We start from the raw sequence: 23,131 nt of genomic DNA on the forward strand, positions 1-23,131 counted from the left end.
GGGTTTGCGAGACTGTGGCAGTGAGAAGTTCAGCTCCCGCACCGCGGGTCATCGCCGTCGTCGGTCCCACCGCAGCCGGAAAGTCCGACCTGGGGGTGTTCCTCGCCCAGCAGCTCGGGGGCGAAGTGGTCAATGCCGACTCCATGCAGCTCTACCGGGGGATGGACATCGGCACCGCGAAACTGACGCTCGCCGAGCGCGCGTCCGTCCCGCACCTGCTGCTGGACATCTGGGACGTGACCGAGGCCGCAAGCGTCGCGGAGTACCAGCGGCTCGCCCGCACCGAGATCGACCGGCTGCTCGCCGAGGGCCGCACCCCCGTCCTGGTGGGCGGCTCCGGCCTCTATGTGAAGGGCGCGATCGACGCCCTGGAGTTCCCCGGTACGGACCCCGGCGTCCGGGCCGTGCTGGAGGCGGAGCTCGCCGAGCACGGCTCCGGAGCGCTGCACGAACGGCTCGCCGCGGCCGACCCGGAGGCCGGCCGCGCCATCCTGCCGAGCAACGGGCGGCGCATCGTCCGGGCCCTCGAAGTCATCGAGATCACCGGCAAACCCTTCACCGCCAACCTCCCCGGTAGCGATGCGGTCTACGACACCGTCCAGATCGGCGTCGACGTGGCCCGCCCCGAACTCGACGAGCGCATCGCCCTGCGGGTCGACCGGATGTGGGACGCGGGACTCGTCGACGAGGTGCGCGCCCTGGAGGCACAGGGGCTGCGGGACGGACGCACCGCCTCCCGGGCGCTCGGCTATCAGCAGGTGCTCGCCGCGCTGGCCGGGGAGTGCAGCGAGGAGGAGGCGCGCGGCGAGACCGTGCGCGCCACCAAAAGGTTCGCGCGCCGCCAGGATTCCTGGTTCCGCCGCGATCCGCGCGTCCAGTGGCTGAATGGCGCCGCCGAGCAGCGCCGGGAACTCCCCGGGCAGGCACTGGCGTTGGTCGAACGGGCGGTCACAGCCTGATCACGTGATGGCATCGGGAAGCCCTGCCCGTCAGTTCGGCGACCTCTGGCGTGCCATCATCGAGCATCGATCGACCAGTGGAGTCCGAGTTGGGAGGGCGCGTGGCGATGGAGGCCGGCCCTCGCGACACGGAACAAGACGCACCGGACACGCAGCACGAGGCAGGACGCTTGAGCCCCGACGGGCCCGACGAGCTCGATGTGACCCCCGAGGTCCAGGTCGAGCTGCGCCCCGCCCGTCGGATGCGCATCTGGCAGCTCGCGCCGATCGTCACCCTCGCCGCGATGGGATCGCTGATGTTCGCCTTCCCGCTCGCCTTCGAGTTCGGTGACGGCGGAGCGGTCGTCGCCATGCTGGGACTGCTGATCAGCTGCTGCGCCGCGGGCTGGGGCATGATGGCCGCCCGCCGCGTCGGGTACACCTGGCCCGGACTGCCGTCCAAGGGCTCGGGGGAGCGCACCGACTGGCGCGTGATCGTGCTGTACGTCGCGGTGTGCGCGGCGCTGGTCGCGCTGGCCGTGTGGCGCGTGGCACGGCTGCGTTCCTGACACCGGGCCGGACCCCGCCCCCGCGGCGGGCGGCAGGCGCCGGAGCCCCTTCGTACGGGAGGGCCGGTTCGCGGCGCTGTCGGCGCCGCCTCGTACAGTTGTCCTGTGACCACGACGCAGATCGCCTTCCTCAAGGGCCACGGCACCGAGAACGACTTCGTGATCGTTCCGGACCCGGACAACGCCGTCGACCTGCCCGCCTCCGTCGTCGCCGGACTCTGCGACCGCCGGGCCGGCATCGGCGGTGACGGGCTGCTGCACGTCGTGCGGTCCGCCGCCCACCCCGAGGCGCTGGCCATGGCGGACGAGGCCGAGTGGTTCATGGACTACCGCAACGCGGACGGCTCGATCGCCGAGATGTGCGGCAACGGTGTACGGGTCTTCGCCCGCTACCTCCAGCGCTCCGGCGCGGTCCAGGCGGGCGATCTCGCGGTCGCCACCCGCGGCGGCATCAAGAAGGTGCACCTCGCCAAGGACGGCGACATCACCGTCTCCATGGGCCGCGCAGAGCTCCCCGGGACAGACGTCACCGTCACCGTCGACGGCCGCAGCTGGGGCACCCGCAACGTCAGCATGGGCAACCCGCACGCGGTCGCGTTCGTCGAGGACCTGGCGCACGCCGGCGATCTGCACACCGGGCCGTCCTTCGTCCCCGCGGCCGTCTACCCCGACGGGGTCAACATCGAGTTCGTGGTGGACCGCGGACCCCGCCACGTCGCGATGCGCGTCCACGAGCGCGGCTCCGGCGAGACCAGGTCCTGCGGCACCGGAGCCTGCGCCGTGGCCGTCGCCGCCGCCCGCCGGGACGGGGCCGACCCGGCGGTCACGGGCGTCCCGGTCACGTACACCGTCGACCTCCCCGGTGGCACGCTGGTGATCACCGAGCACCCGGACGGCGGCATCGAGATGACCGGACCGGCCGTGATCGTCGCCCAGGGCAAGATCGATTCGGCCTGGCTCGAAACGCTGAACGGATAGCGCTTCGCTCGAATGGGTGATCCGTTTCACGCTGGGCGAGAGCCGGACTCCGCCACGTGGTGGGGTCGGTAGCATCAAGCACCGGCCCGGAGGCGCGACCGCACCTCCCCACAGCCGGCCGACGTTGCCGGAGGTGCCCCATGAGCGCAGAGGCCACCAACCCAGGTGCTCCCATCCGCAGGCGGGGCCGTCCCCGGATCGACCTCCGCAGGCTGGGGCGGGTCGCTCTGCTCGGCCCGGTCTCCCGGGACCGGCTGCCCGACGCCATCGGCCATGTCGCCGAGGCGCACCGGGCCCACCACCCCGACGCCGACCTCTCCGTTCTGCGCCGGGCCTACGTCCTCGCGGAGACCTCGCACCGCGGGCAGATGCGCAAGAGCGGTGAGCCGTACATCACGCACCCGCTCGCGGTCACCCTGATCCTCGCCGAACTCGGCGCCGAGACCACGACGCTGACGGCGTCCCTGCTCCATGACACGGTCGAGGACACCGAGGTGACCCTCGATCAGGTGGGTGAGCAGTTCGGCGACGAGGTCCGCTATCTGGTCGACGGCGTCACCAAACTGGAGAAGGTCGACTACGGGGCGGCGGCCGAGCCCGAGACCTTCCGCAAGATGCTGGTGGCCACCGGCGACGACGTCCGGGTGATGTCGATCAAGCTCGCCGACCGGCTGCACAACATGCGCACGCTCGGCGTGATGCGCCCCGAGAAACAGGCCCGGATCGCCAGGGTCACCCGCGATGTACTCATCCCGCTCGCGGAACGGCTCGGCGTACAGGCGCTCAAGACCGAGCTGGAGGATCTCGTCTTCGCGATCCTCCACCCCGAGGAGTACGCACAGACCCGCGCCGTGCTCTCCGCCGCCACCACCGGGGCGGACCCGCTCACCGTCATCGCCGGGAACGTCTCCTCGGTGCTGCGCGAGGCCGGTATCACCGCCGAAGTCCTCGTCAGGCCACGGCACTTCGTCTCCGTGCACCGGGTCAGTATCAAACGCGGCGAACTGCGCGGCACCGACTTCGGACGGCTCCTCGTGCTCGTCGCCGAGGACGCCGACTGCTATGCCGTCCTCGGCGAACTCCACACCTGCTTCACCCCGGTGATCTCCGAGTTCAAGGACTTCATCGCCGCCCCCAAGTTCAACCTGTACCAGTCGCTGCACACCGCGGTGGTGGGACCGGAGGGCGAGGTCGCCGAAGTCCTCATCCGTACCCACCGGATGCACAAGGTCGCCGAGGCCGGCGTCATCGCGCTCGGCAATCCCTACGCCGCGGACAGCGGCGCGCCGCCCGCCGAACCGGCGGACGGCGAACGTGCGGACCCGACCCGCCCCGGCTGGCTGTCCCGGCTCCTCCAGTGGCAGCAGTCCGCGACCGACCCCGACACCTTCTGGACCACACTGCGCGCGGACCTCGCCCAGGACCGCGAGATCACGGTCTTCCGCACCGACGGCGGCACGCTCGGCCTGCCCGCGGGCGCCAGCTGCGTCGACGCCGCCTACGCGCAGTACGGCGACGCGGCGCACAGCTGCATCGGGGCCCGGGTGAACGGGCGGCTGGCCACGCTCAGCACCGCGCTCGGCGACGGTGACACCGTTCAGCTGCTCCTTGCCGAGGACGCCGCGTCGGGGCCCTCGCCCGACTGGCTCGACCACGCCCGGACGCCCACCGCCCGCATCGCGATCACCGGCTGGCTCGACGCCCATCCGCAGGATCAGGAGGCCGTCCAGGGCAGCCGGCCCGCGGACCGCAGGCCCGGACCGCAGCCGGCGCCGTCCGGATCCGCGGGACCGGGCGGCCGTACCGCGAGCGCCCTGGTCGAGCGGTCGGACGCCACCGTGCGGCTCGCCGGCTGCTGCACTCCCGTACCGCCCGACGACGTCACCGGCTTCACCGTGCGCGGCGGCGCCGTCACCGTGCACCGGCTGCGATGTCCGGCGGCGGCCCGCATGGAGGCAGTCGGCCGGGTACCGGTCGCGGTGAGCTGGGGCGACGCGTCCGAATGCCGGGTGACGCTGGTCGCGGAGTCCTTCGGACGGCCGAGGCTGCTGGCCGACCTCACCGAGGCGATCGCCGGGGCGGACGCGGCGATCATCTCCGCCACCGTCGAACCGCCCAGCGAACAGCGCGTGCGGCACACGTACACCCTGCAACTCCCCGACGCCGCCGGACTGCCCTCGCTGATGCGCGCCATGCGTGACGTACCAGGGGTGTACGACGTGAGCCGCGCCCAGCACCCGGCCGCCGCTCTCTGACCCGGCCGGGCTCCGGTCCCGGCCGGCACCGTCCGCCACCGCGGATCTCGTTCGAGTGGCGCGGCGCGCGCCGTCCCGCTATGGAGGGGCTGCGCTGGTAGCCGTAGTCCATGCCGTTCCTCTCCCGCCGTCTGCGGGCCGCTCTGCTGGCCACCGCATCGGCCACCCTCGTCGCCGCCACCCTGCCCGCACCGGTGCCGCTCGGCATCGGCGACCCGCTCTTCCCACACCTGGGCAACCCCGGATACGACGTACTCGCCTACGACATCGGCCTCGACTACCAGGGCCGCAACAGCGAACCGCTCGAAGCCGTCACCACGATCGACGCGCGGACGACCGAGCCCCTGGACCGGATCAACCTCGACTTCACCCGGGGCACCGTGCGCTCCGTTGAGGTCAACGGCCTGCGCACCGACTTCGCGGTCGAGGACGAGGACCTGATCATCGAGCCCCCGGGCCCGCTCCCGGCCGGCGTGCCGTTGCGGATCACGGTCCGGCACACCAGCGATCCCCGCGGGGAGCGGGACAGCGGCGGCTGGGTGCAGACCGCCGACGGTCTCGCCATGGCCAACCAGGCCGACGCCGGGCACCGGGTCTTCCCCAGTAACGACCACCCGGCCGACAAGGCGTACTTCACCTTCCGGATCACCGCCCCCCAGGACCTGACGGTGGTGGCCAACGGTCTGCGCACCGGACGCACCCGGCACGGCGACCGCACCACCTGGACGTACCGCACCGAGCACCCGATGGCCACCGAACTGGCCCAGGTCAGCATCGGCAGGTCCACCGTCGTGCAGCGGACCGGACCGCACGGACTGCCGGTGCGCGACGTCGTGCCGGTCGCCGACCGGCAGCGGCTGGAACCGTGGCTGAAGAAGACGCCGGGGCAGCTGGAATGGATGGAGAAGCAGGTCGGCCGCTACCCCTTCGAGAACTACGGCGTGCTGATCGCCGACACCGACACCGGCTTCGAGCTGGAGACCCAGACCCTGTCGCTCTTCGAGCGCCGACTGTTCGCCGAAGGCGACTTCCCCGAGTGGTACGTCGACTCGGTGATGGTCCATGAGCTGGCACACCAGTGGTTCGGTGACAGCGTCTCACCGCGGACCTGGTCCGATCTCTGGCTCAACGAGGGACACGCCAGCTGGTACGAGGCGCGCTACGCGCAGGAGCACGGCGGCAAGCCGCTCGAACGCCGGATGCGTGACGCCTACACCAGGTCGGACGGCTGGCGCGCCGGGGGAGGGCCGCCCGCGCGCCCCGACGCACCGGCCCCGGGCGAGAAGATCAGCCTGTTCCGGCCGGTGGTCTACGACGGCAGCGCGCTGGTCCTGTACGCGCTCCGTCAGGAGATCGGTCCCAGCGCCTTCGACCGGCTGGAGCGGCTCTGGGTGCGCAAGCACCGCGACTCCAACGCCGCCACGGCGGACTTCACCCGGCTGGCCGCCCAGGTGGCGGGACGCGACCTGGGCACGTTCTTCGACGGCTGGCTGTACGGGACGAACACACCGCCCATGCCGGGCCACCCGGACTGGCACAGCACGGCACCGGCGGGCAGCGCTAAACCCGCGTGACGGGCCGGGCGTGCCATGCCACTATCGACAGGTCGCCACGGCGGCCGGACCGGAGCGCTCCCCGTGCGGGAATCATCCGGGGAGGTCACGCGTTGTGACAGCTGTAGACCACTTCTATCGACGTAAGGATCCAATGACCTCCTCTTCTTCCCTTCCCCAGGACGCGCAGGACGCGCAGAGCGCCACGGAGAACGTCACCGAGAGCCTCACCGAGCCCCTTCGGGCCGACGCCCTGATGGAAGAGGACGTCGCCTGGAGCCACGAGATCGACGGAGAGCGGGACGGCGACCAGCTCGACCGCTCCGAGCGTGCCGCGCTGCGGCGGGTGGCAGGACTCTCCACCGAGCTCGAGGACGTCACCGAGGTCGAATACCGCCAGCTGCGCCTGGAGCGTGTGGTGCTGGTCGGTGTCTGGACCTCGGGAACCGTGCACGACGCGGAGATCTCGCTCGCCGAGCTGGCGGCTCTCGCCGAAACGGCAGGGGCCCAGGTGCTGGACGCGGTCTTCCAGCGCCGCGACAAGCCCGACCCGGCCACCTACATCGGTTCCGGCAAGGCCTTGGAGCTGCGCGACATCGTTCTCGAAACCGGGGCCGACACCGTCGTCTGCGACGGTGAGCTCAGCCCCGGCCAGCTGATCCACCTGGAGGATGTCGTCAAGGTCAAGGTGGTGGACAGGACCGCCCTGATTCTCGACATCTTCGCCCAGCACGCCAAGTCCCGTGAGGGCAAGGCGCAGGTCTCGCTGGCACAGATGCAGTACATGCTGCCGCGGCTGCGCGGCTGGGGTCAGTCGCTGTCCCGTCAGATGGGCGGTGGCGGTTCCAGCGGCGGTGGCGGCATGGCGACCCGTGGTCCCGGTGAGACCAAGATCGAGACGGACCGGCGCCGGATCCGCGAGAAGATGGCGAAGATGCGCCGGGAGATCGCGGAGATGAAGACCGGCCGCGAGATCAAGCGCCAGGAACGCAGGCGCAACAAGGTGCCTTCGGTCGCGATCGCGGGCTACACCAACGCCGGCAAGTCCTCGCTCCTCAACCGGCTGACCGGGGCGGGTGTGCTGGTGGAGAACTCGCTGTTCGCCACCCTCGACCCGACCGTGCGCCGGGCCGAGACGCCGAGCGGCCGGATCTACACGCTGGCCGACACCGTCGGGTTCGTACGGCATCTGCCGCACCACCTCGTCGAGGCGTTCCGCTCCACCATGGAGGAGGTCGGTGAGTCCGATCTGATCCTGCACGTGGTGGACGGCTCGCACCCGGTGCCGGAGGAGCAGCTCGCAGCCGTACGCGAGGTGATCCGCGAGGTGGGCGCGGTGGATGTGCCCGAGATCGTGGTGATCAACAAGGCGGATGCCGCGGATCCGCTGGTGCTTCAGCGGCTGCTGCGCATCGAGAAGCACGCGATCGCGGTGTCGGCCCGGACCGGCGCCGGTATCGACGAGCTGCTCGCGCTCATCGACAGCGAACTGCCGCGGCCCTCGGTCGAGATCGAGGCGCTCGTGCCGTACACCCAGGGCGGACTCGTCTCCCGGGTGCACGCCGAGGGAGAGGTGATCTCCGAGGAGCACACCTCGGAGGGCACCCTGGTCAAGGCGCGGGTGCACGAGCAACTGGCCTCGGACCTCGCCCCGTTCGTGCCCGCGGTGCACTGACCGCAGCACAGCGCGGAACCGTACAGGCCGATGGCCCGCCCCCATACCGGGAGCGGGCCGTCGGCCGTTCGCCGTGCGCGGCCGGCACGGCCGGACGTACATGTGCATGATCAGGCCGTCGAACGGCGGGGCGGCCGGGTAACCCCAGGCCCATCGCGCTGATCCGAGTGGCCTCGGGGACGTCGAAGCCGACCGTCAGGGCGTTGCCCGCGGGCTCCTCCAGGGACTTCCCGCCCTTCCCCGGCTTCACCCGACAGCATCTCAGGGGCCTTCAGCGGTCGGCTCTGCGCCGAAGGCCCCTGAGAGGCCGGGTGCGGCCGTTACTGGCCCGCGTACTTCTTGCTGACCGAGTCGTAGACGCCCTTGGCTTCCTTGCCGAGGCGCGGTCCGGCCAGCCAGCCGGCCGCCACCGGGCCGATGGAGGTGTTCGAGACCAGCGCGGGCTTGCCGTCCTGACCCGCCGCGACCCAGCCGCCACCGGAGGAACCGCCGGTCATGGAGCAGCCGATGCGGTACATCGTCGGGTCGTCCTTGGTGAGCGAGAGCCGGCCCGGCTTGTCCGCGCACTGGAACAGCTTCTGGCCGTCGTACGGTGGGGCGGCCGGGAAGCCGGTCGCCGTCATATCGGCGATCTCGGGCACGGCCGGGGCGTTGAACTCGACCGGCAGAGCCGAACCGACCGTCTCCTCGAGGGACTTTCCGTTCGAGCCCTTCTCCGGCGTCACGTGCAGCACCGCGAAGTCGTACGGAGCGCCCAGGCCGCCGACCGAGGAGCCCTGGTCGATCCACTGCTCGGACGTCTGCGCCCACGAGCCCCACCACACGCCGTACGGGGCGACCTTGTCCTTGGGCGGGTTGTTGCGGAGCTGATCGGCCGACAGACCGCTGTTGTTGTAGGACGGGACGAAGGCGATGTTGCGGTACCAGCCGCCCTTGGAACCGGCGTGGACACAGTGGCCGGCGGTCCACACCATGTTGGACTTGCCGGGGTGCGCCGGGTCCTTCACCACGGTTGCCGAGCAGACCATCGAGCCCTCGGGACCGTCGAAGAACAGCTTCCCGGACTCGGCGGCGTTGTCGTGGAACGGCGTGTTCACGCCCACGGCCCGGACCGGTGCGGGGGTCGGGTCGGTCACGCCCTCGTCACCGGATATGTCGTTGGCGACGGGCTTCTCGGGCGACTTGTCGGCGTCACGCATCCGGTCCGAGTCCCAGAGGCCCGCGATGATCGGATTGATGAAGTCCTTGGCCTCACGCAGCCACGTGTCCTTGTCCCAGTTCTTCCAGTCGCCGTTCTTCCACTGGTCGAGGTCGATCCCGTGTTCCTTGAGCCGGTCCTTGAGATCGTCCGGGACGATGATCTTGTTGTCCGACGTCTGGCTCGCTGAGCTGCCGCTCGGCTCGGCGCTCGCACCGTCGTCGCTCGGGCCGCAGGCGGTCGCGGTCAGCGCGAGGACGGCGGCGACCGCCGCGGTGGCGAGCACGGGAGAGGACGGGCGACGGGCGCTCCCCCCACGGCGTGCGGTGGCTGCTGGTCGAATGCGTCGCATCTGGTGATCCCCCTGGGACTTCGTAACTCAACGCTTCTGTACTGAACTTCCGCACCGAACTCCCGTACGGCACACCGGACTTCCGTGGCCACACCGGCCGGTTCCCGGATGGCGTTCGGGACTGCTCCGCAGGTGCCACGGCCGCCAGGAGGCTGTCCCGGAGGCTCGGCGCGGTCCCCCACTATGCCGGTGCCGGTGCGGACGGTGCACGGCAGGGGCCTGGTTCCGCTCCGCAAGGATCTTCGGATTTACCCGTGATCCCCGGCGTCCGGCGTCGTTGGTACGTACGGGTGACACAGAGCCAGAGTTCACCCCCGCGGTCCGTCCCTGCGGAATCGTGCTGACGTGCAACTCAACCGTTACAGCGGGAGGATCAAGAGTCGTGGCCGTGACCGAACCAGCTCCGGCGGCGCCGCCCGCGGCGTACGAGGGCATCCTGCGCCGCCAGGCGATGCGCGAGTCGGCCGCCCGCACCTATGCCCGGTCGCTGCCCATCGTGCCGGTACGGGCCCGGGGGCTGACCATCGAAGGAGCGGACGGGCGGCGCTATCTCGACTGCCTGTCCGGAGCCGGGACACTGGCCCTCGGGCACAACCACCCGGTCGTCCTGGAAGCGATCAAAAAGGTCCTGGACACGGGCGCGCCCCTGCATGTGCTCGACCTCGCCACCCCGGTCAAGGACGCCTTCACCACGGAGCTGTTCGCCACGCTGCCACGCGAGTTCGCGGACAACGCCCGGATCCAGTTCTGCGGACCGGCCGGAACGGACGCGGTCGAGGCGGCATTCAAACTGGTCCGCGCCGCCACCGGACGCAGCGGTCTGCTCGCGTTCACCGGTGCCTATCACGGCATGACGTCGGGCGCCCTCGCCGCGTCCGGAGGCGCCGAGGACGTACGGGTGACGCGACTCCCGTTCCCGCAGGACTACCGCTGCCCCTTCGGTATCGGCGGGGATCGCGGCGCACAGATCTCCGCACGGTGGACCGAGAGCGTGCTCGACGACCCCAAGAGCGGAACACCCGCGCCGGCCGGAATGATCATCGAGCCGGTACAGGGTGAGGGCGGCGTCAACCCCGCCCCCGACGGCTGGATGCGCCGGATGCGGGAGATCACCGCGTCCCGGTCGATCCCCCTGATCGCCGACGAGGTCCAGACGGGCGTCGGCCGGACCGGTGCCTTCTGGGCCGTCGAGCACAGCGGGGTCGTGCCCGATGTGATGGTGCTGTCCAAGGCCATCGGCGGCTCCCTTCCGCTCGCTGTGATCGTCTACCGCTCCGAACTGGACACCTGGCAGCCCGGCGCCCACGCAGGCACCTTCCGCGGCAACCAGCTCGCGATGGCGGCAGGCACGGCCACCCTCGCCCACGTCCGGGAGAACGGGCTCGCCGAGCGGGCCGGGATCCTCGGCGCCCGGATGCTCGCCAGCCTGCGGACACTCACCGCGGACCACCCGTGCATCGGTGACGTCCGCGGACGGGGCCTGATGATCGGCGTGGAACTCGTCGACCCCGAGTCGCCCCCGGTGGGCGGAGGGAACGAGGCACCGCCCGACCCGGTCCTCGCCGTCGCCGTCCAGCAGGAGTGCCTGCGCCGAGGTCTCATCGTTGAACTCGGCGGCCGTCACTCCACGGTCGTACGCCTGCTCCCTCCCCTCACGCTCACCGACGAACAGGCAACAGCGGTCGTCGACCGCCTCGCCGATGCCCTGGCAGCCGCCGAGCGCTCGCCGCACCGACGGACCGCGACCGGGTCGATCCGCTGACCCGGACACCATCACAGGAAAGACCGCCGTGAACCCCACCCCCGCGCCCGAGGCCGACGGCCCTCCCTCCAGCCACCACCGAGGAGAGGCCGGATCAACAGGCCACCTCGCTGTCGAGCTGACGACCGTGCCGCGCCAGAAGGAGGTGCCGCACGGTCAGTGGTACGCCTCCAGGGCAACACCCGCCTGCCCCGCACCGGCCGCCGACCCCCTGGACCACCCCGATCCGCTGCAGGCCGCGGATGCCGCCGGCATCGAGAACCTGCTGCGCTGCTGGGTCCGCGAATGCGACCTGCCCCGCCCGGAGGGGGAGACCCTCCGAATCCCGCTCGCCGCGAGCGGCACCGCCCTGCTCGTCCCCGTCCGCCACTGGTCCGCCACGGGCTGGCACCGCTTCGGCGCGCCCGTCCTGGAGCAGGCACCCGACGGGGCGCCCACCGCCGACGCCGTCACCGTCGCCGCTCTCCTGGGCCGCGAAGCCGGCCACAACGAGGGCGCGGACATGGTGGCCAGGGTGGCCGACTCGGTACGGCGAACCGCCGTATTCATCGACGGGCAGCGCCGCCGCCCCGGCGCATCCGCCGAGGCCGATCTCTTCCTGACCGCGGAGCAGTCACTCCTTCTCGGACATCCCCTCCACCCCTCTCCCAAGAGCCGCGAAGGTCTCTCCGACTCCGAATCCCGCCTCTACTCACCTGAGTCGCACGGCTCCTTCCCCCTCCACTGGATGGCCGTCGACCGGTCCGTACTGGCAACCGACTCCGCATGGACCGACCAGGGCCGCCCGGTGCCGGCCACCGAACTCGTGGCCAGGCACGCCGAGGGGCTGCGACTCCCGGAGCACACCGCGCCCATTCCGCTCCACCCCTGGCAGGCCCGAGAGCTGAGGAACCGGCCCGAGGTCGCCGCCCTTCTCGACGCCGGGCTCGTGCACGACCTGGGGCCGTACGGCGCGCACTGGCACCCCACCTCTTCGGTGCGCACCGTGCAGCGGCCCGGCGTCGACACCATGCTGAAGCTCTCCCTCGGACTGCGCATCACCAACTCCCGTCGTGAGAACCTCCGCAAGGAACTCCACCGGGGAGTCGAGGTCCACCGTCTGCTCCGCAGCGGGCTCGCCACGCAGTTGCACCTGGCCCATCCCGGTTTCGACATCGTCCGGGACCCCGCATGGCTCGCGGTCGACACCCAGGACGGCGAGCCCGTCCACGGCTTCGACGTCATGCTGCGCCACAACCCGTTCGACCGGCACGACGACGCGGTCTGCATCGCCGGGCTCACCGCCCCCCGCCCCTGGCCGGACCGCGCGGGCATGCACTCGCGCCTCGCCGACACCGTCTGCCGGCTCGCCGCCCGCACCGGCCGGACCACGACCGCCGTCGCCGCCGAGTGGTTCCTGCGCTACCTCACCCGTGTCGTCCAACCGGTGCTCTGGCTGGACGCGCACGCCGGTGTCGCCCTCGAAGCCCATCAGCAGAACACCCTGGTACTGCTCGACGCCGAAGGCTGGCCGGTCGGCGGCCACTATCGCGACAATCAGGGCTACTACTTCCGCGAATCACACCGCGCGGCACTTGAGCGCAGGCTCCCCGGCATCGGATCGGTCAGCGACACCTTCGTCTCCGATGCCGTCACCGACGAGCGCTTCGCGTACTACCTCGGCATCAACAACGTGTTCGGACTGATCGGAGCGTTCGGTGCCCAACAGCTCGCCGACGAACGGATGCTCCTCGCCGCCTTCCGCCGATTCCTGGGAGCGGCCACCGCGCTGGGCTCCCCGCTCCCCGCACATCTGCTGGAGACTCCGCACCTGCGCTGCAAGGCCAACATGCTGACCCGGCTGCACGGCCTCGACGAACTCGTCGGCCCCGTCGACACCCAGTCCGTCTACGTCACCATCACCAACCCCCTTCGCGGCTGAAGGACTGCCGCTGGGTGCCCGATGGAACCCGTCGTCCGAATTGCTGAGAGAGGAGAGCATCACCGTGCCTCCCACCGATGCACACGCCGACCCCGGAAACGACCCCACTCCCCAGGCCGGTACGGACGCCGAGGACACACTGGATCTACAGCTCACCGATGAGATCCTCGCGTTCCTGGCGGAGGACACCCCCCTCACCGGGCACGGCACCGCCGCCTCCGAACTGCTGGACCGGCTGTCCGAATGGAAGGCCGTCACCACGCCGGCCGGAGTGTTCCAGTTCGTTCCCGTACGGCTGGAGCGCGACCTCGCGCTGATCAGCCGCTGGATGAACGACCCCGCCGTCGCGGCCTTCTGGGAACTCGCCGGAGCCGAATCCGTCACAGCGGAGCACCTGACGCCCCAACTCGAAGGCGACGGACGAAGCCTCCCCTGTCTGGGGGTGCTCTCAGGTGTCCCCATGAGCTACTGGGAGATCTACCGCGCCGACCTGGACCCGTTGGCCCGTCACTACCCCGCACGCCCGCACGACACCGGAGTCCACCTCCTCATCGGTGAAGTGAACAACCGCGGCCATGGGGTCGGCAGCACTCTGCTCCGGGCCGCCTCCGACCTCGTACTCGACAACCGGCCCCTGTGCACCCGCGTCGTCGCCGAACCGGCCCTGCCTAACACCCCTTCCGTCTCCGCCTTTCTCCGCGCCGGATTCCGCTTCTCCGCGGAGGTCGAACTCCCGGACAAGCGGGCCGCGCTGATGATCCGCGACCGAGCCCACCGTGCCCAGCTGTGAACCAACCGCTGCCTTGTCCGCACCGCTCGAAACCCATCGGTTCCGTCCCGAGGAGTGCCCGTGCCCAAATATCCCGTGAGCCATGACTCGGCGGAGTCGCCCGCGTTGCTCAACACTCCAGAACTGAACCGGGCGGTGTGGGACCGAGCCGCCGCCCGGATGCTTGCGAAGATGCTCGGCGAATTCGCCTACGAGGAAGTCATCCAGCCGGTTTCGCGGTCCGCCGGGGGCGATACGTACACCCTCGTGCTGGACGACGGCGGAAGCCTGAGCTTCACCGCAGGGCGCGGGGTGTACGGCAGCTGGCGTGTCGCCCCCGACTCGATCCGCGAGGCGACCACCGTCGAGACCGAGGCGGAGGCACTCTGCGCGCCCCCGGCCGAAGCACCCGCCGCGCCCGGGCCGGACGCGCACTCCGCACCTGGGCCGGACGCGCACTCCGCACCCGGCCGCTCTGCCGAGCGCACCGATCCGCGGGACCGCGTCCCCGCCGGTGTCCCCTTCCGCGACCCGCTGCTCTTCCTCGCCCGCGCCCGTCGTCTGCTCGGGCTCGACGGCGCCACCCTCGGTCACCTCGTGCGCGAGCTCACCACCACGCTCACCGCCGACGCCCGCCTCGACCACAGCGCGCTCGCCGTCGCCGAGCTGGCCGACCTCGACTACGCGGAACTCGAAGGACACCAGACCGGCCACCCCTGGATCGTCGCCAACAAAGGGCGGCTCGGATTCTCCGCCACCGACGCGTCCCGCTTCACCCCCGAGGCCCGCAAGCCGGTCAGGCTGCCGTGGATCGCGGTCTCCTCCCGGATCGCCGCCTACCGGGGCGTGCCCTCGCTCGCCACCGCCGAGCAGCTCTACGCCCAGGAGCTCGACCCCGAGGTCCGCGAGTCGTTCGCCGCCGTCCTGCGCGGCCGCGGCCTCGACCCCGACGGCTACTACTGTCTGCCCGTCCACCCCTGGCAGTGGGACGAATGGATCGTTCCCCTGTTCGCCCCGGCCATCGCCGCGGGCGACATCGTTCCCCTGCACGCCGACCCGGACCTGCGGCTGCCGCAGCAGTCCATCCGCACCTTCGCCAACGTGGAACGGCCCGACCGGCACACCGTCAAACTGCCGTTGTCGATCCTCAACACGCTGGTCTGGCGCGGACTCCCGACCGAGCGCACCCTCGCCGCCCCCGCCGTCACCAGCTGGGTCCAGGGGCTGCGCGACAGTGATCCCTTCCTGCGTGACACCTGCGGCGTCATCCTGCTCGGCGAGGTGGCATCGGTCACGGTCGAGCACCCGCTGTACGACCACCTCCCCGAGACGCCGTACCAGTTCAAGGAGATCCTCGGCGCGATCTGGCGCGAGCCCCTCCTCCCGCGTCTGGCGCCCGGCGAGCGGGCCCGAACCCTCGCCTCACTGCTGCTCACCGATCCGCACGGCCGCGCCTTCACCGCCGAGCTCGTCGCCCGCTCGGGACTGATCCCCACCGCGTGGCTGACCCGGCTCTTCGCCGCGATGCTCCCGCCGCTGCTGCACTTCCTCTACCGCTACGGCACCGTGTTCTCCCCGCACGGCGAGAACGCCATCGTCGTCTTCGACGGCCAGGACGTCCCCGTCCGCCTGGCGATCAAGGACTTCGTGGACGACGTGAACGTCAGCGCCCGCCCGCTGCCGGAGCACGACACCATGCCGCCGGACGTACGCCGCATCCTGCTCACCGAGGAACCCTCCTTCCTCACCCAGTTCATCCACTCCGGGCTCTTCACCGGAGTCTTCCGCTTTCTTTCCCCGCTCTGCGAGGAGCAGCTGGGCGTCCCGGAGGCCGAATTCTGGTCACTCGTCCGGGCGGAGATCCTGCGCCACCACGCCCGCTTTCCGCAGCTGAAGGACAGGTTCGAGATGTTCGACATGCTGAAGCCGCGCATCGAACGCCTCTGTCTGAACCGCAACCGCCTGCATCTGGACGGCTACCGCGACCGGCCGGAGCGACCGCACGCGGCCATCCACGGCACGGTGGCCAACCCGCTCCATCCCTCCGCGTGAGGCCGGGAGTGACCGTCGTTGTCAGTGGCGCCCCGTAGGCTGGTCGGGCTATGACGAAGCCATCCCTCCCCGAGCTCCTGCACGCCGCCGTCACCGCCGTCGGCGGTACGGAGCGGCCTGGTCAGGCCGCCATGGCCGACGCGGTCGCTACGGCCGTGGACGACCACTCCCACCTGCTCGTCCAGGCCGGTACCGGCACGGGCAAATCGCTGGGTTACCTGGTGCCCGCCCTGGCGCACGGCGAGCGTGTCGTGGTGGCCACGGCGACGCTGGCCCTGCAGCGCCAGCTGGTGGAGCGGGACCTGCCGCGTACGGTCGACGCCCTGCATCCGCTGCTGCGCCGCCGTCCCCAGTTCGCGATGCTCAAGGGCCGGTCGAACTACCTCTGTCTGCATCGCCTCCACGAAGGAGTGCCGCAGGAGGAGGAAGAGGGCCTCTTCGACCAGTTCGAGGCCGCGGCTCCGTCGAGCAAGCTCGGTCAGGACCTGCTGCGGATGCGGGACTGGGCGGACGAGACGGAGACCGGCGACCGTGACGACCTCACCCCGGGTGTGTCCGACCGGGCCTGGGCGCAGATCTCCGTCTCCTCGCGCGAGTGCCTGGGCGCCAGCAAGTGCGCGTACGGGGCGGAGTGCTTCGCAGAGCAGGCCCGTGAGCGGGCGAAGCTCGCCGATGTGGTGGTCACCAACCACGCGCTCCTCGCCATCGACGCCATCGAGGGCGCCCCGGTGCTCCCGCAGCACGAGGTGCTGATCGTCGACGAGGCCCATGAGCTGGTCTCCAGGGTCACCGGCGTGGCCACCGGCGAGCTCACCCCCGGCCAGGTCGGCCGCGCGGTGCGGCGCGCGGCGAAGCTCGTCAACGAGAAGGCCGCGGACGCGCTGCAGAGTGCGTCGGAGGGCTTCGAGCGCGTGATGGAGCTGGCGCTTCCGGGGCGTCTGGAGGAGCTGCCGGAGGATCTCGGCTACGCGCTGACGGCACTGCGCGACGCGGCACGTACGGTGATCTCCGCCCTGGGCTCCACCCGGGACAAGTCCGTCCAGGACGAGGACGCGGTCCGCAAGCAGGCACTGGCCGCGGTGGAGACGATCCACGGTGTCGCCGAACGCATCACCCAGGGGTCCGAGTACGACGTGGTCTGGTACGAACGCCATGACCGTTTCGGCGCCTCCGTACGGGTCGCCCCCCTCTCCGTCTCCGGGCTGCTGCGCGAGAAGCTCTTCACGGACCGCTCCGTCGTACTCACCTCGGCCACGCTGAAGCTCGGCGGCGATTTTAACGGGGTGGGCGCCTCGCTCGGGCTCGCCCCCGAAGGCACCGCCGGCGACGACATCCCGCAGTGGAAGGGGCTCGACGTCGGTTCGCCCTTCGACTACCCGAGGCAGGGAATCCTCTACGTCGCCCGGCATCTGGCGACGCCCGGCCGAGAGGGCTCCCGCACCGACATGCTGGACGAGCTCGCCGAGCTGGTGGAAGCGGCAGGTGGCCGCACCCTCGGGCTGTTCTCCTCCATGCGGGCCGCCCAGGCGGCCGCCGAAGAGCTGCGGGGCCGGCTGGAGAGGCCGATCCTGCTCCAGGGCGAGGAGACCCTGGGGGAGCTGATCAAGAATTTCGCGGCCTCCCCGGAGACCTGCCTCTTCGGCACGCTCTCGCTCTGGCAGGGCGTGGACGTCCCCGGCGCGAGCTGTCAGCTGGTGGTCATGGACCGGATCCCGTTCCCCCGCCCCGACGACCCGCTGATGAGCGCGCGCCAGAAGGCGGTCGAGGAAGCGGGGGGCAACGGCTTCATGGCAGTCGCGGCGACGCACGCCGCGTTGCTGATGGCACAGGGCGCCGGCCGACTCGTCCGGGCCACGGGCGACAAGGGCGTCGTCGCGGTGCTCGATCCGCGTCTCGCCAATGCCCGGTACGGGAGCTATCTGCGCGCCTCGCTCCCCGACTTCTGGTACACGACCGACCGCAATCAGGCACGTCGCTCGCTCGCGGCGATCGACGCCGCCGCGAAGGCCGACGAGAAGTAGTCCCGCTCGGGCCCGGCCGCACGGACGGGGCCCCGGGATCGGTCCAGCCGATACCGGGGCCCGGTCGGAGCAGGCGTGACCTCACACCCGCCGTAGCACCGCCACGACCTTGCCGAGGATCGTCGCCTCGTCGCCGGGGATTGGCTGGTACGCGGAGTTGTGGGGGAGCAGCCACACATGACCGTCCTCCCGCTTGAAGCGCTTGACCGTGGCCTCGCCCTCCAGCATGGCCGCCACGATGTCGCCGTTCTCCGCCACGGGCTGGCGCCGGACGGTGACCCAGTCCCCGTCGCAGATCGCCGCTTCGATCATCGAGTCGCCGACGACCTTCAGTACGAAGAGCTCTCCGTCACCGACCAGCTGGCGGGGGAGCGGAAAGACGTCCTCGACCGATTCCTCGGCGAGGATCGGACCACCGGCCGCGATCCGGCCGACCAGCGGCACATACGAAGCCGCCGGCTTCCCCGTGGTGTCCGTGGGCTGTGTGCTGGGCTGGTCCGAACCACGGACCTCGTACGCCCGGGGGCGGTGAGGGTCGCGGCGCAGGAAGCCCTTGCGCTCCAGGGCCATGAGCTGATGCGCGACGGAGGACGTACTGGAAAGGCCCACCGCCTGGCCGATCTCCCGCATCGACGGCGGGTATCCCCGCCGCTGCACGGAGTCCCGGATGACCTCGATCACTCGCCGCTGCCGGTCCGTGAGCCCCGAGCTGTCCGCCCGGATTCCGGGAGGTCGTCCGGGTAGCGAGCGCGCTGGGCGCGCGGGATCCGGTCCCTCCGTGTTCGTGGCGGGAACTGAGTCATTCATGGCATGCACCGGCTCGAGTCGGCTCTGGGAGCGGTCCTGGGCAGTGATGATGGCACTGTCTGCGGTGGTGGTCACGTCGGCCCCTCTCGAATGGTCTCCCTAGCTGCACAACGGTAGTAGCTTTCGAAAGGTTGCGCCAAACACACGTTCGAGTGAAAAACAAATAAAAGCCTGTTGGGCGTTCATTGCTGGGTGTATGAGCGAAGCCGGGGGGTGCGTTGTCCGCCGTCGGACCGAACGGCAATTCGGACCATTACGGTAGCGTTCGCGGCCGCGGTGCTGCCGCGCGGGGTCGCCGTCGGGCCCTCCTCGTCACCTCGGAGGCCGCCGTTCCGATGTCGCCCCGCAGCCAGTGGAACCGCGCGCTTCCCGTACCCTCGTCATCGGTCGTACGCTGCCTTCCGGCCGCCCGCGATGCGCGACACGCGCTAGGGCCAAATGCGCGATCAAACCCAAGATCTAGTGGTTGGATTGCTCCGGCCGCCCAGAAGTTGTGGTCCCCGGCTTTTGGGGGTGCGGTCATCGCCTATGCTTGAGGCTGCTTCGACGGCCCCTCACGGGGCCTGAAGAGGCCATTCAGTCGTGCTGTGAAGGAGGGTTGGGAGCCATGCACTGCCCCTTCTGCAGGCACCCCGACAGCCGGGTCGTCGACAGTCGCACCACCGACGACGGGACCTCGATCCGCCGACGCCGTCAGTGCCCCGACTGCTCCCGCCGTTTCACGACGGTGGAGACCTGCTCGCTCATGGTGGTGAAGCGCAGCGGCGTGACCGAACCCTTCAGCCGCACCAAGGTCATTTCCGGAGTGCGCAAGGCGTGCCAGGGGCGGCCGGTCACCGAGGACGCCCTCGCCAAACTCGGCCAGCGGGTCGAGGAGGCCGTGCGTGCCACCGGCAGCGCCGAGCTGACCACGCACGACGTGGGCCTGGCCATTCTCGGCCCCCTGCAGGAACTCGACCTGGTCGCGTACCTGCGGTTCGCATCGGTCTACCGGGCGTTCAACAGCCTCGAGGACTTCGAGGCCGCCATCGTGGAACTCCGCGAGCAGCGACCTCGCGCAGAGGGATGCGGGACCGGCGAGACCCTTGAGGTCCCCGTGCCCGCCGTCGCCGCCGACTGAGCGGCACATGCCGATCGTCGCGGGTCCGTGGACCGGCGGCTGAGCGGCACGCAGACCTGCTCCGGATGCCCTGCTCGGCGTCCGAAGTACCAGACACACACTGTGCCGGGGGGAAGTTCTCGGCACTTCAGGGCGTTTTTGCCCACATATGGGAGGCGGCATGACAGAGACGGCGAGCGGCCCGGCACGAGGTTCCCGCAACAAGGGAGCCAAGTCGACTGCGACCAAGCAGGGCCTGCGTATCGAGCGCATTCACACCACCCCCGGCGTGCATCCGTACGACGAGGTGGCGTGGGAGCGCCGTGACGTCGTCATGACCAACTGGCGCGACGGCTCGATCAACTTCGAGCAGCGTGGCGTCGAGTTCCCCGACTTCTGGTCGGTGAACGCGGTCAACATCGTCACCAGCAAGTACTTCCGCGGGGCCGTAGGCACCCCGCAGCGCGAGACCGGTCTGCGACAGCTCATCGACCGGATCGTGAAGACGTACCGGAAGGCCGGTGAGGACTTCGGCTACTTCTCCTCCCCGGCGGACGCGGAGATCTTCGAGCACGAGCTGGCGTACGCCCTCCTGCACCAGATCTTCAGCTTCAACTCGCCTGTCTGGTTCAACGTCGGCACGCCCCAGCCGCAGCAGGTCTCCGCCTGCTTCATCCTGGCCGTCGACGACTCCATGGAGTCGATCCTCGACTGGTACAAGGAAGAGGGGATGATCTTCAAGGGCGGCTCGGGCGCCGGCCTCAACCTCTCCCGTATCCGCTCCTCCAAGGAGCTCCTCTCTTCCGGCGGCAACGCCTCCGGTCCGGTCTCCTTCATGCGGGGCGCCGACGCGTCCGCCGGAACGATCAAGTCCGGTGGCGCCACCCGCCGTGCGGCCAAGATGGTCATTCTCGACGTCGACCACCCCGACATCGAGAACTTCATCGAGACCAAGGTGAAGGAGGAGGAGAAGATCCGCGCCCTGCGTGACGCGGGCTTCGACATGGATCTGGGCGGCGACGACATCACGTCCGTCCAGTACCAGAACGCCAACAACTCGGTCCGGGTGAACGACGAGTTCATGAAGGCCGTCGAGTCCGGCGGCAAGTTCGGGCTGCGCGCCCGGATGACCGGTGACGTCATCGAAGAGGTCGAGGCCAAGTCCCTCTTCCGCAAGATGGCCGAGGCCGCCTGGGCCTGTGCCGACCCGGGCATTCAGTACGACGACACGATCAACCAGTGGCACACCTGCCCCGAGTCCGGCCGGATCAACGGCTCGAACCCGTGCAGCGAGTACATGCACCTGGACAACACCTCGTGCAACCTGGCCTCGCTGAACCTGATGAAGTTCCTCAAGGACGACGGCAAGGGCACCCAGTCCTTCGAGTCCGAGCGCTTCGCCAAGGTCGTCGAGCTGGTCATCACCGCGATGGACATCTCCATCTGCTTCGCCGACTTCCCGACCGAGAAGATCGGTGAGAACACCCGCGCGTTCCGCCAGCTGGGCATCGGCTACGCCAACCTCGGCGCCCTGCTGATGGCGACCGGCCACGCGTACGACAGCGACGGCGGCCGCGCGCTCGCCGGGGCCATCACCTCGCTGATGACCGGCACCTCGTACCGCCGCTCCGCGGAACTGGCGGCGGTCGTCGGTCCGTACGACGGCTACGCCCGCAACGCCGAGCCGCACCAGCGCGTCATGAAGCAGCACGCGGACGCCAACGCCGTTGCCGTCCACGCGGACGACCTCGACAACCCGATCTGGGCCGCCGCCACGGAGGCCTGGCAGGACGTCGTCCGCCTCGGCGCGAAGAACGGTTTCCGCAACGCGCAGGCCTCGGTCATCGCGCCCACCGGCACCATCGGTCTCGCGATGTCCTGCGACACCACCGGCCTTGAGCCCGACCTCGCGCTGGTCAAGTTCAAGAAGCTGGTCGGCGGCGGCTCGATGCAGATCGTCAACGGCACCGTCCCGCAGGCCCTGCGCCGCCTGGGCTACCAGGAGGAGCAGATCGAGGCGGTCGTCGCCCACATCGCCGAGAACGGCAATGTGGTGGACGCCCCCGGCCTGAAGACCGAGCACTACGAGGTCTTCGACTGCGCGATGGGCGAGCGTTCCATCTCCGCGATGGGCCACGTGCGCATGATGGCGGCCATCCAGCCGTGGATCTCCGGCGCGCTCTCCAAGACGGTGAACCTGCCGGAGACGGCCACCGTCGAGGACGTCGAAGAGGTCTACTTCGAGGCGTGGAAGATGGGCGTCAAGGCGCTCGCGATCTACCGCGACAACTGCAAGGTCGGTCAGCCCCTCTCCGCGAAGACCAAGGAGAAGGAGAAGGCCGCGGTCACCGCCAAGGCCGAGGACACCATCCGTACCGCGGTCGAGAAGGTCGTCGAGTACCGCCCGGTCCGCAAGCGTCTGCCCAAGGGCCGTCCCGGCATCACGACCTCCTTCACGGTGGGCGGCGCCGAGGGCTACATGACCGCCAACTCCTACCCGGACGACGGTCTCGGCGAGGTCTTCCTGAAGATGTCCAAGCAGGGTTCTACCCTCGCGGGCATGATGGACGCCTTCTCCATCGCCGTCTCGGTCGGTCTGCAGTACGGCGTCCCGCTGGAGACGTACGTCTCGAAGTTCACCAACATGCGCTTCGAGCCGGCCGGTATGACGGACGACCCGGACGTGCGGATGGCGCAGTCGATCGTCGACTACATCTTCCGCCGGCTGGCGCTCGACTTCCTGCCGTTCGAGACCCGCTCGGCACTCGGCATCCACTCGGCCGACGAGCGTCAGCGTCACCTCGACACCGGTTCGTACGAGGCCTCGCTGGAGGACGACGAGCTGGACATCGAGGGCCTGGCCCAGTCCGCCCCCGTGCGGCCGGCGGAACCGCTGAAGGCGGTCGCCCCCGTGCGGGAGGCCGAGAAGCCGGACCCGAAGACGGCGCACACCTCGGCGGAACTCGTCGAGATGCAGCTGGGCATCAGCGCGGACGCCCCGCTCTGCTTCTCCTGCGGTACGAAGATGCAGCGCGCCGGATCCTGCTACATCTGCGAGGGCTGCGGCTCGACCAGCGGCTGCAGCTGATCGCGGCAGCATGAGGCGCGACGGCTGAGCCGCGCACCGCGGCCGGTCATGGGGCGGGAAGATCTCCTCGGAGACCTTCCCGCCCCGTCCCGTA

The 23,131-nt window shown here is 70.3% G+C and carries 15 protein-coding genes; 13 read left to right on the forward strand and 2 right to left on the reverse strand.

All coding sequences use genetic code 11. From position 1 onward, the window contains the following. Positions 1-20 precede the first annotated feature (20 nt). The 6 genes from miaA (at position 21) to hflX (ending at position 7,968) form a co-directional block, all read left to right on the forward strand. Positions 21-959, forward strand: coding sequence for a tRNA (adenosine(37)-N6)-dimethylallyltransferase MiaA (gene miaA, locus FHX80_RS23110; protein WP_145765950.1), 939 nt, complete (start codon positions 21-23; stop codon positions 957-959). A gap of 107 nt (positions 960-1,066) precedes the next feature. After that, the gene (locus FHX80_RS23115) at positions 1,067-1,507 is read left to right on the forward strand and encodes a hypothetical protein (protein ID WP_145767448.1); all 441 of its coding nucleotides are present in this window, start codon (positions 1,067-1,069) and stop codon (positions 1,505-1,507) included. Positions 1,508-1,612: 105 nt separating this feature from the next. Next, positions 1,613-2,485: a diaminopimelate epimerase gene (dapF, locus tag FHX80_RS23120; protein WP_145765951.1), complete on the forward strand. Its 873-nt coding sequence runs from the start codon at positions 1,613-1,615 to the stop codon at positions 2,483-2,485. A gap of 140 nt (positions 2,486-2,625) precedes the next feature. Then, positions 2,626-4,740, forward strand: a complete 2,115-nt coding sequence (locus tag FHX80_RS23125; RefSeq protein WP_145765953.1) for a RelA/SpoT family protein — start codon at positions 2,626-2,628, stop codon at positions 4,738-4,740. Positions 4,741-4,850: 110 nt separating this feature from the next. Beyond that, complete coding sequence (locus tag FHX80_RS23130; protein WP_145765954.1) at positions 4,851-6,314, forward strand: M1 family metallopeptidase; 1,464 nt, start codon at positions 4,851-4,853, stop codon at positions 6,312-6,314. 133 nt (positions 6,315-6,447) lie between these two features. Beyond that, positions 6,448-7,968, forward strand: coding sequence for a GTPase HflX (hflX, locus tag FHX80_RS23135; protein WP_145765957.1), 1,521 nt, complete (start codon positions 6,448-6,450; stop codon positions 7,966-7,968). Between the two features lie 320 nt (positions 7,969-8,288). Here hflX and FHX80_RS23140 read toward each other — a convergent pair whose 3' ends face one another. Next, complete coding sequence (locus FHX80_RS23140) at positions 8,289-9,518, reverse strand: trypsin-like serine peptidase (RefSeq protein ID WP_208764706.1); 1,230 nt, start codon at positions 9,516-9,518, stop codon at positions 8,289-8,291. A gap of 382 nt (positions 9,519-9,900) precedes the next feature. On the opposite strand from FHX80_RS23140, the gene FHX80_RS23145 reads away from it, so the two are divergent. The 5 genes from FHX80_RS23145 (at position 9,901) to FHX80_RS23165 (ending at position 18,043) form a co-directional block, all read left to right on the forward strand. Continuing rightward, positions 9,901-11,280, forward strand: a complete 1,380-nt coding sequence (locus FHX80_RS23145) for a diaminobutyrate--2-oxoglutarate transaminase family protein (protein WP_145765960.1) — start codon at positions 9,901-9,903, stop codon at positions 11,278-11,280. 28 nt (positions 11,281-11,308) lie between these two features. Continuing rightward, the gene (locus FHX80_RS23150; RefSeq protein WP_145765961.1) at positions 11,309-13,201 is read left to right on the forward strand and encodes an IucA/IucC family protein; all 1,893 of its coding nucleotides are present in this window, start codon (positions 11,309-11,311) and stop codon (positions 13,199-13,201) included. A 64-nt stretch (positions 13,202-13,265) separates the two neighbouring features. After that, complete coding sequence (locus FHX80_RS23155) at positions 13,266-13,991, forward strand: GNAT family N-acetyltransferase (protein ID WP_145765962.1); 726 nt, start codon at positions 13,266-13,268, stop codon at positions 13,989-13,991. Between the two features lie 60 nt (positions 13,992-14,051). Next, positions 14,052-16,022 (forward strand): IucA/IucC family protein, encoded by a 1,971-nt coding sequence (locus FHX80_RS23160; protein ID WP_145765963.1) that lies wholly within the window; start codon positions 14,052-14,054, stop codon positions 16,020-16,022. Between the two features lie 50 nt (positions 16,023-16,072). Continuing rightward, positions 16,073-18,043 (forward strand): ATP-dependent DNA helicase, encoded by a 1,971-nt coding sequence (locus FHX80_RS23165; RefSeq protein WP_145765964.1) that lies wholly within the window; start codon positions 16,073-16,075, stop codon positions 18,041-18,043. An 81-nt stretch (positions 18,044-18,124) separates the two neighbouring features. Here the strand turns inward: FHX80_RS23165 and lexA are convergent, their stop codons facing one another. Beyond that, positions 18,125-18,925, reverse strand: a complete 801-nt coding sequence (lexA, locus tag FHX80_RS23170) for a transcriptional repressor LexA (protein WP_145765965.1) — start codon at positions 18,923-18,925, stop codon at positions 18,125-18,127. A 532-nt stretch (positions 18,926-19,457) separates the two neighbouring features. Between lexA and nrdR the strand changes: the two genes are divergently transcribed. Both nrdR and FHX80_RS23180 read left to right on the forward strand, forming a co-directional pair. Then, positions 19,458-19,970 (forward strand): transcriptional regulator NrdR, encoded by a 513-nt coding sequence (gene nrdR, locus FHX80_RS23175; RefSeq protein WP_145765966.1) that lies wholly within the window; start codon positions 19,458-19,460, stop codon positions 19,968-19,970. 160 nt (positions 19,971-20,130) lie between these two features. Then, positions 20,131-23,037, forward strand: coding sequence for a vitamin B12-dependent ribonucleotide reductase (locus tag FHX80_RS23180; protein WP_145765967.1), 2,907 nt, complete (start codon positions 20,131-20,133; stop codon positions 23,035-23,037). Positions 23,038-23,131 lie beyond the last annotated feature (94 nt).

This window comes from Streptomyces brevispora (assembly GCF_007829885.1).
In the GTDB taxonomy this organism is placed as follows: Bacteria; Actinomycetota; Actinomycetes; order Streptomycetales; family Streptomycetaceae; genus Streptomyces; species Streptomyces brevispora.

Coding starts and splice junctions, on each gene's coding strand:
- FHX80_RS23165 (WP_145765964.1), top strand. CDS start 16,073: ATGACGAAGCCATCCCTCCCCGAGCTCCTGCACGCCGCCGTCACCGCC.
- FHX80_RS23130 (WP_145765954.1), top strand. CDS start 4,851: ATGCCGTTCCTCTCCCGCCGTCTGCGGGCCGCTCTGCTGGCCACCGCA.
- FHX80_RS23115 (WP_145767448.1), top strand. CDS start 1,067: ATGGAGGCCGGCCCTCGCGACACGGAACAAGACGCACCGGACACGCAG.
- FHX80_RS23180 (WP_145765967.1), top strand. CDS start 20,131: ATGACAGAGACGGCGAGCGGCCCGGCACGAGGTTCCCGCAACAAGGGA.
- FHX80_RS23125 (WP_145765953.1), top strand. CDS start 2,626: ATGAGCGCAGAGGCCACCAACCCAGGTGCTCCCATCCGCAGGCGGGGC.
- nrdR (WP_145765966.1), top strand. CDS start 19,458: ATGCACTGCCCCTTCTGCAGGCACCCCGACAGCCGGGTCGTCGACAGT.
- FHX80_RS23140 (WP_208764706.1), bottom strand. CDS start 9,518: ATGCGACGCATTCGACCAGCAGCCACCGCACGCCGTGGGGGGAGCGCC.
- hflX (WP_145765957.1), top strand. CDS start 6,448: ATGACCTCCTCTTCTTCCCTTCCCCAGGACGCGCAGGACGCGCAGAGC.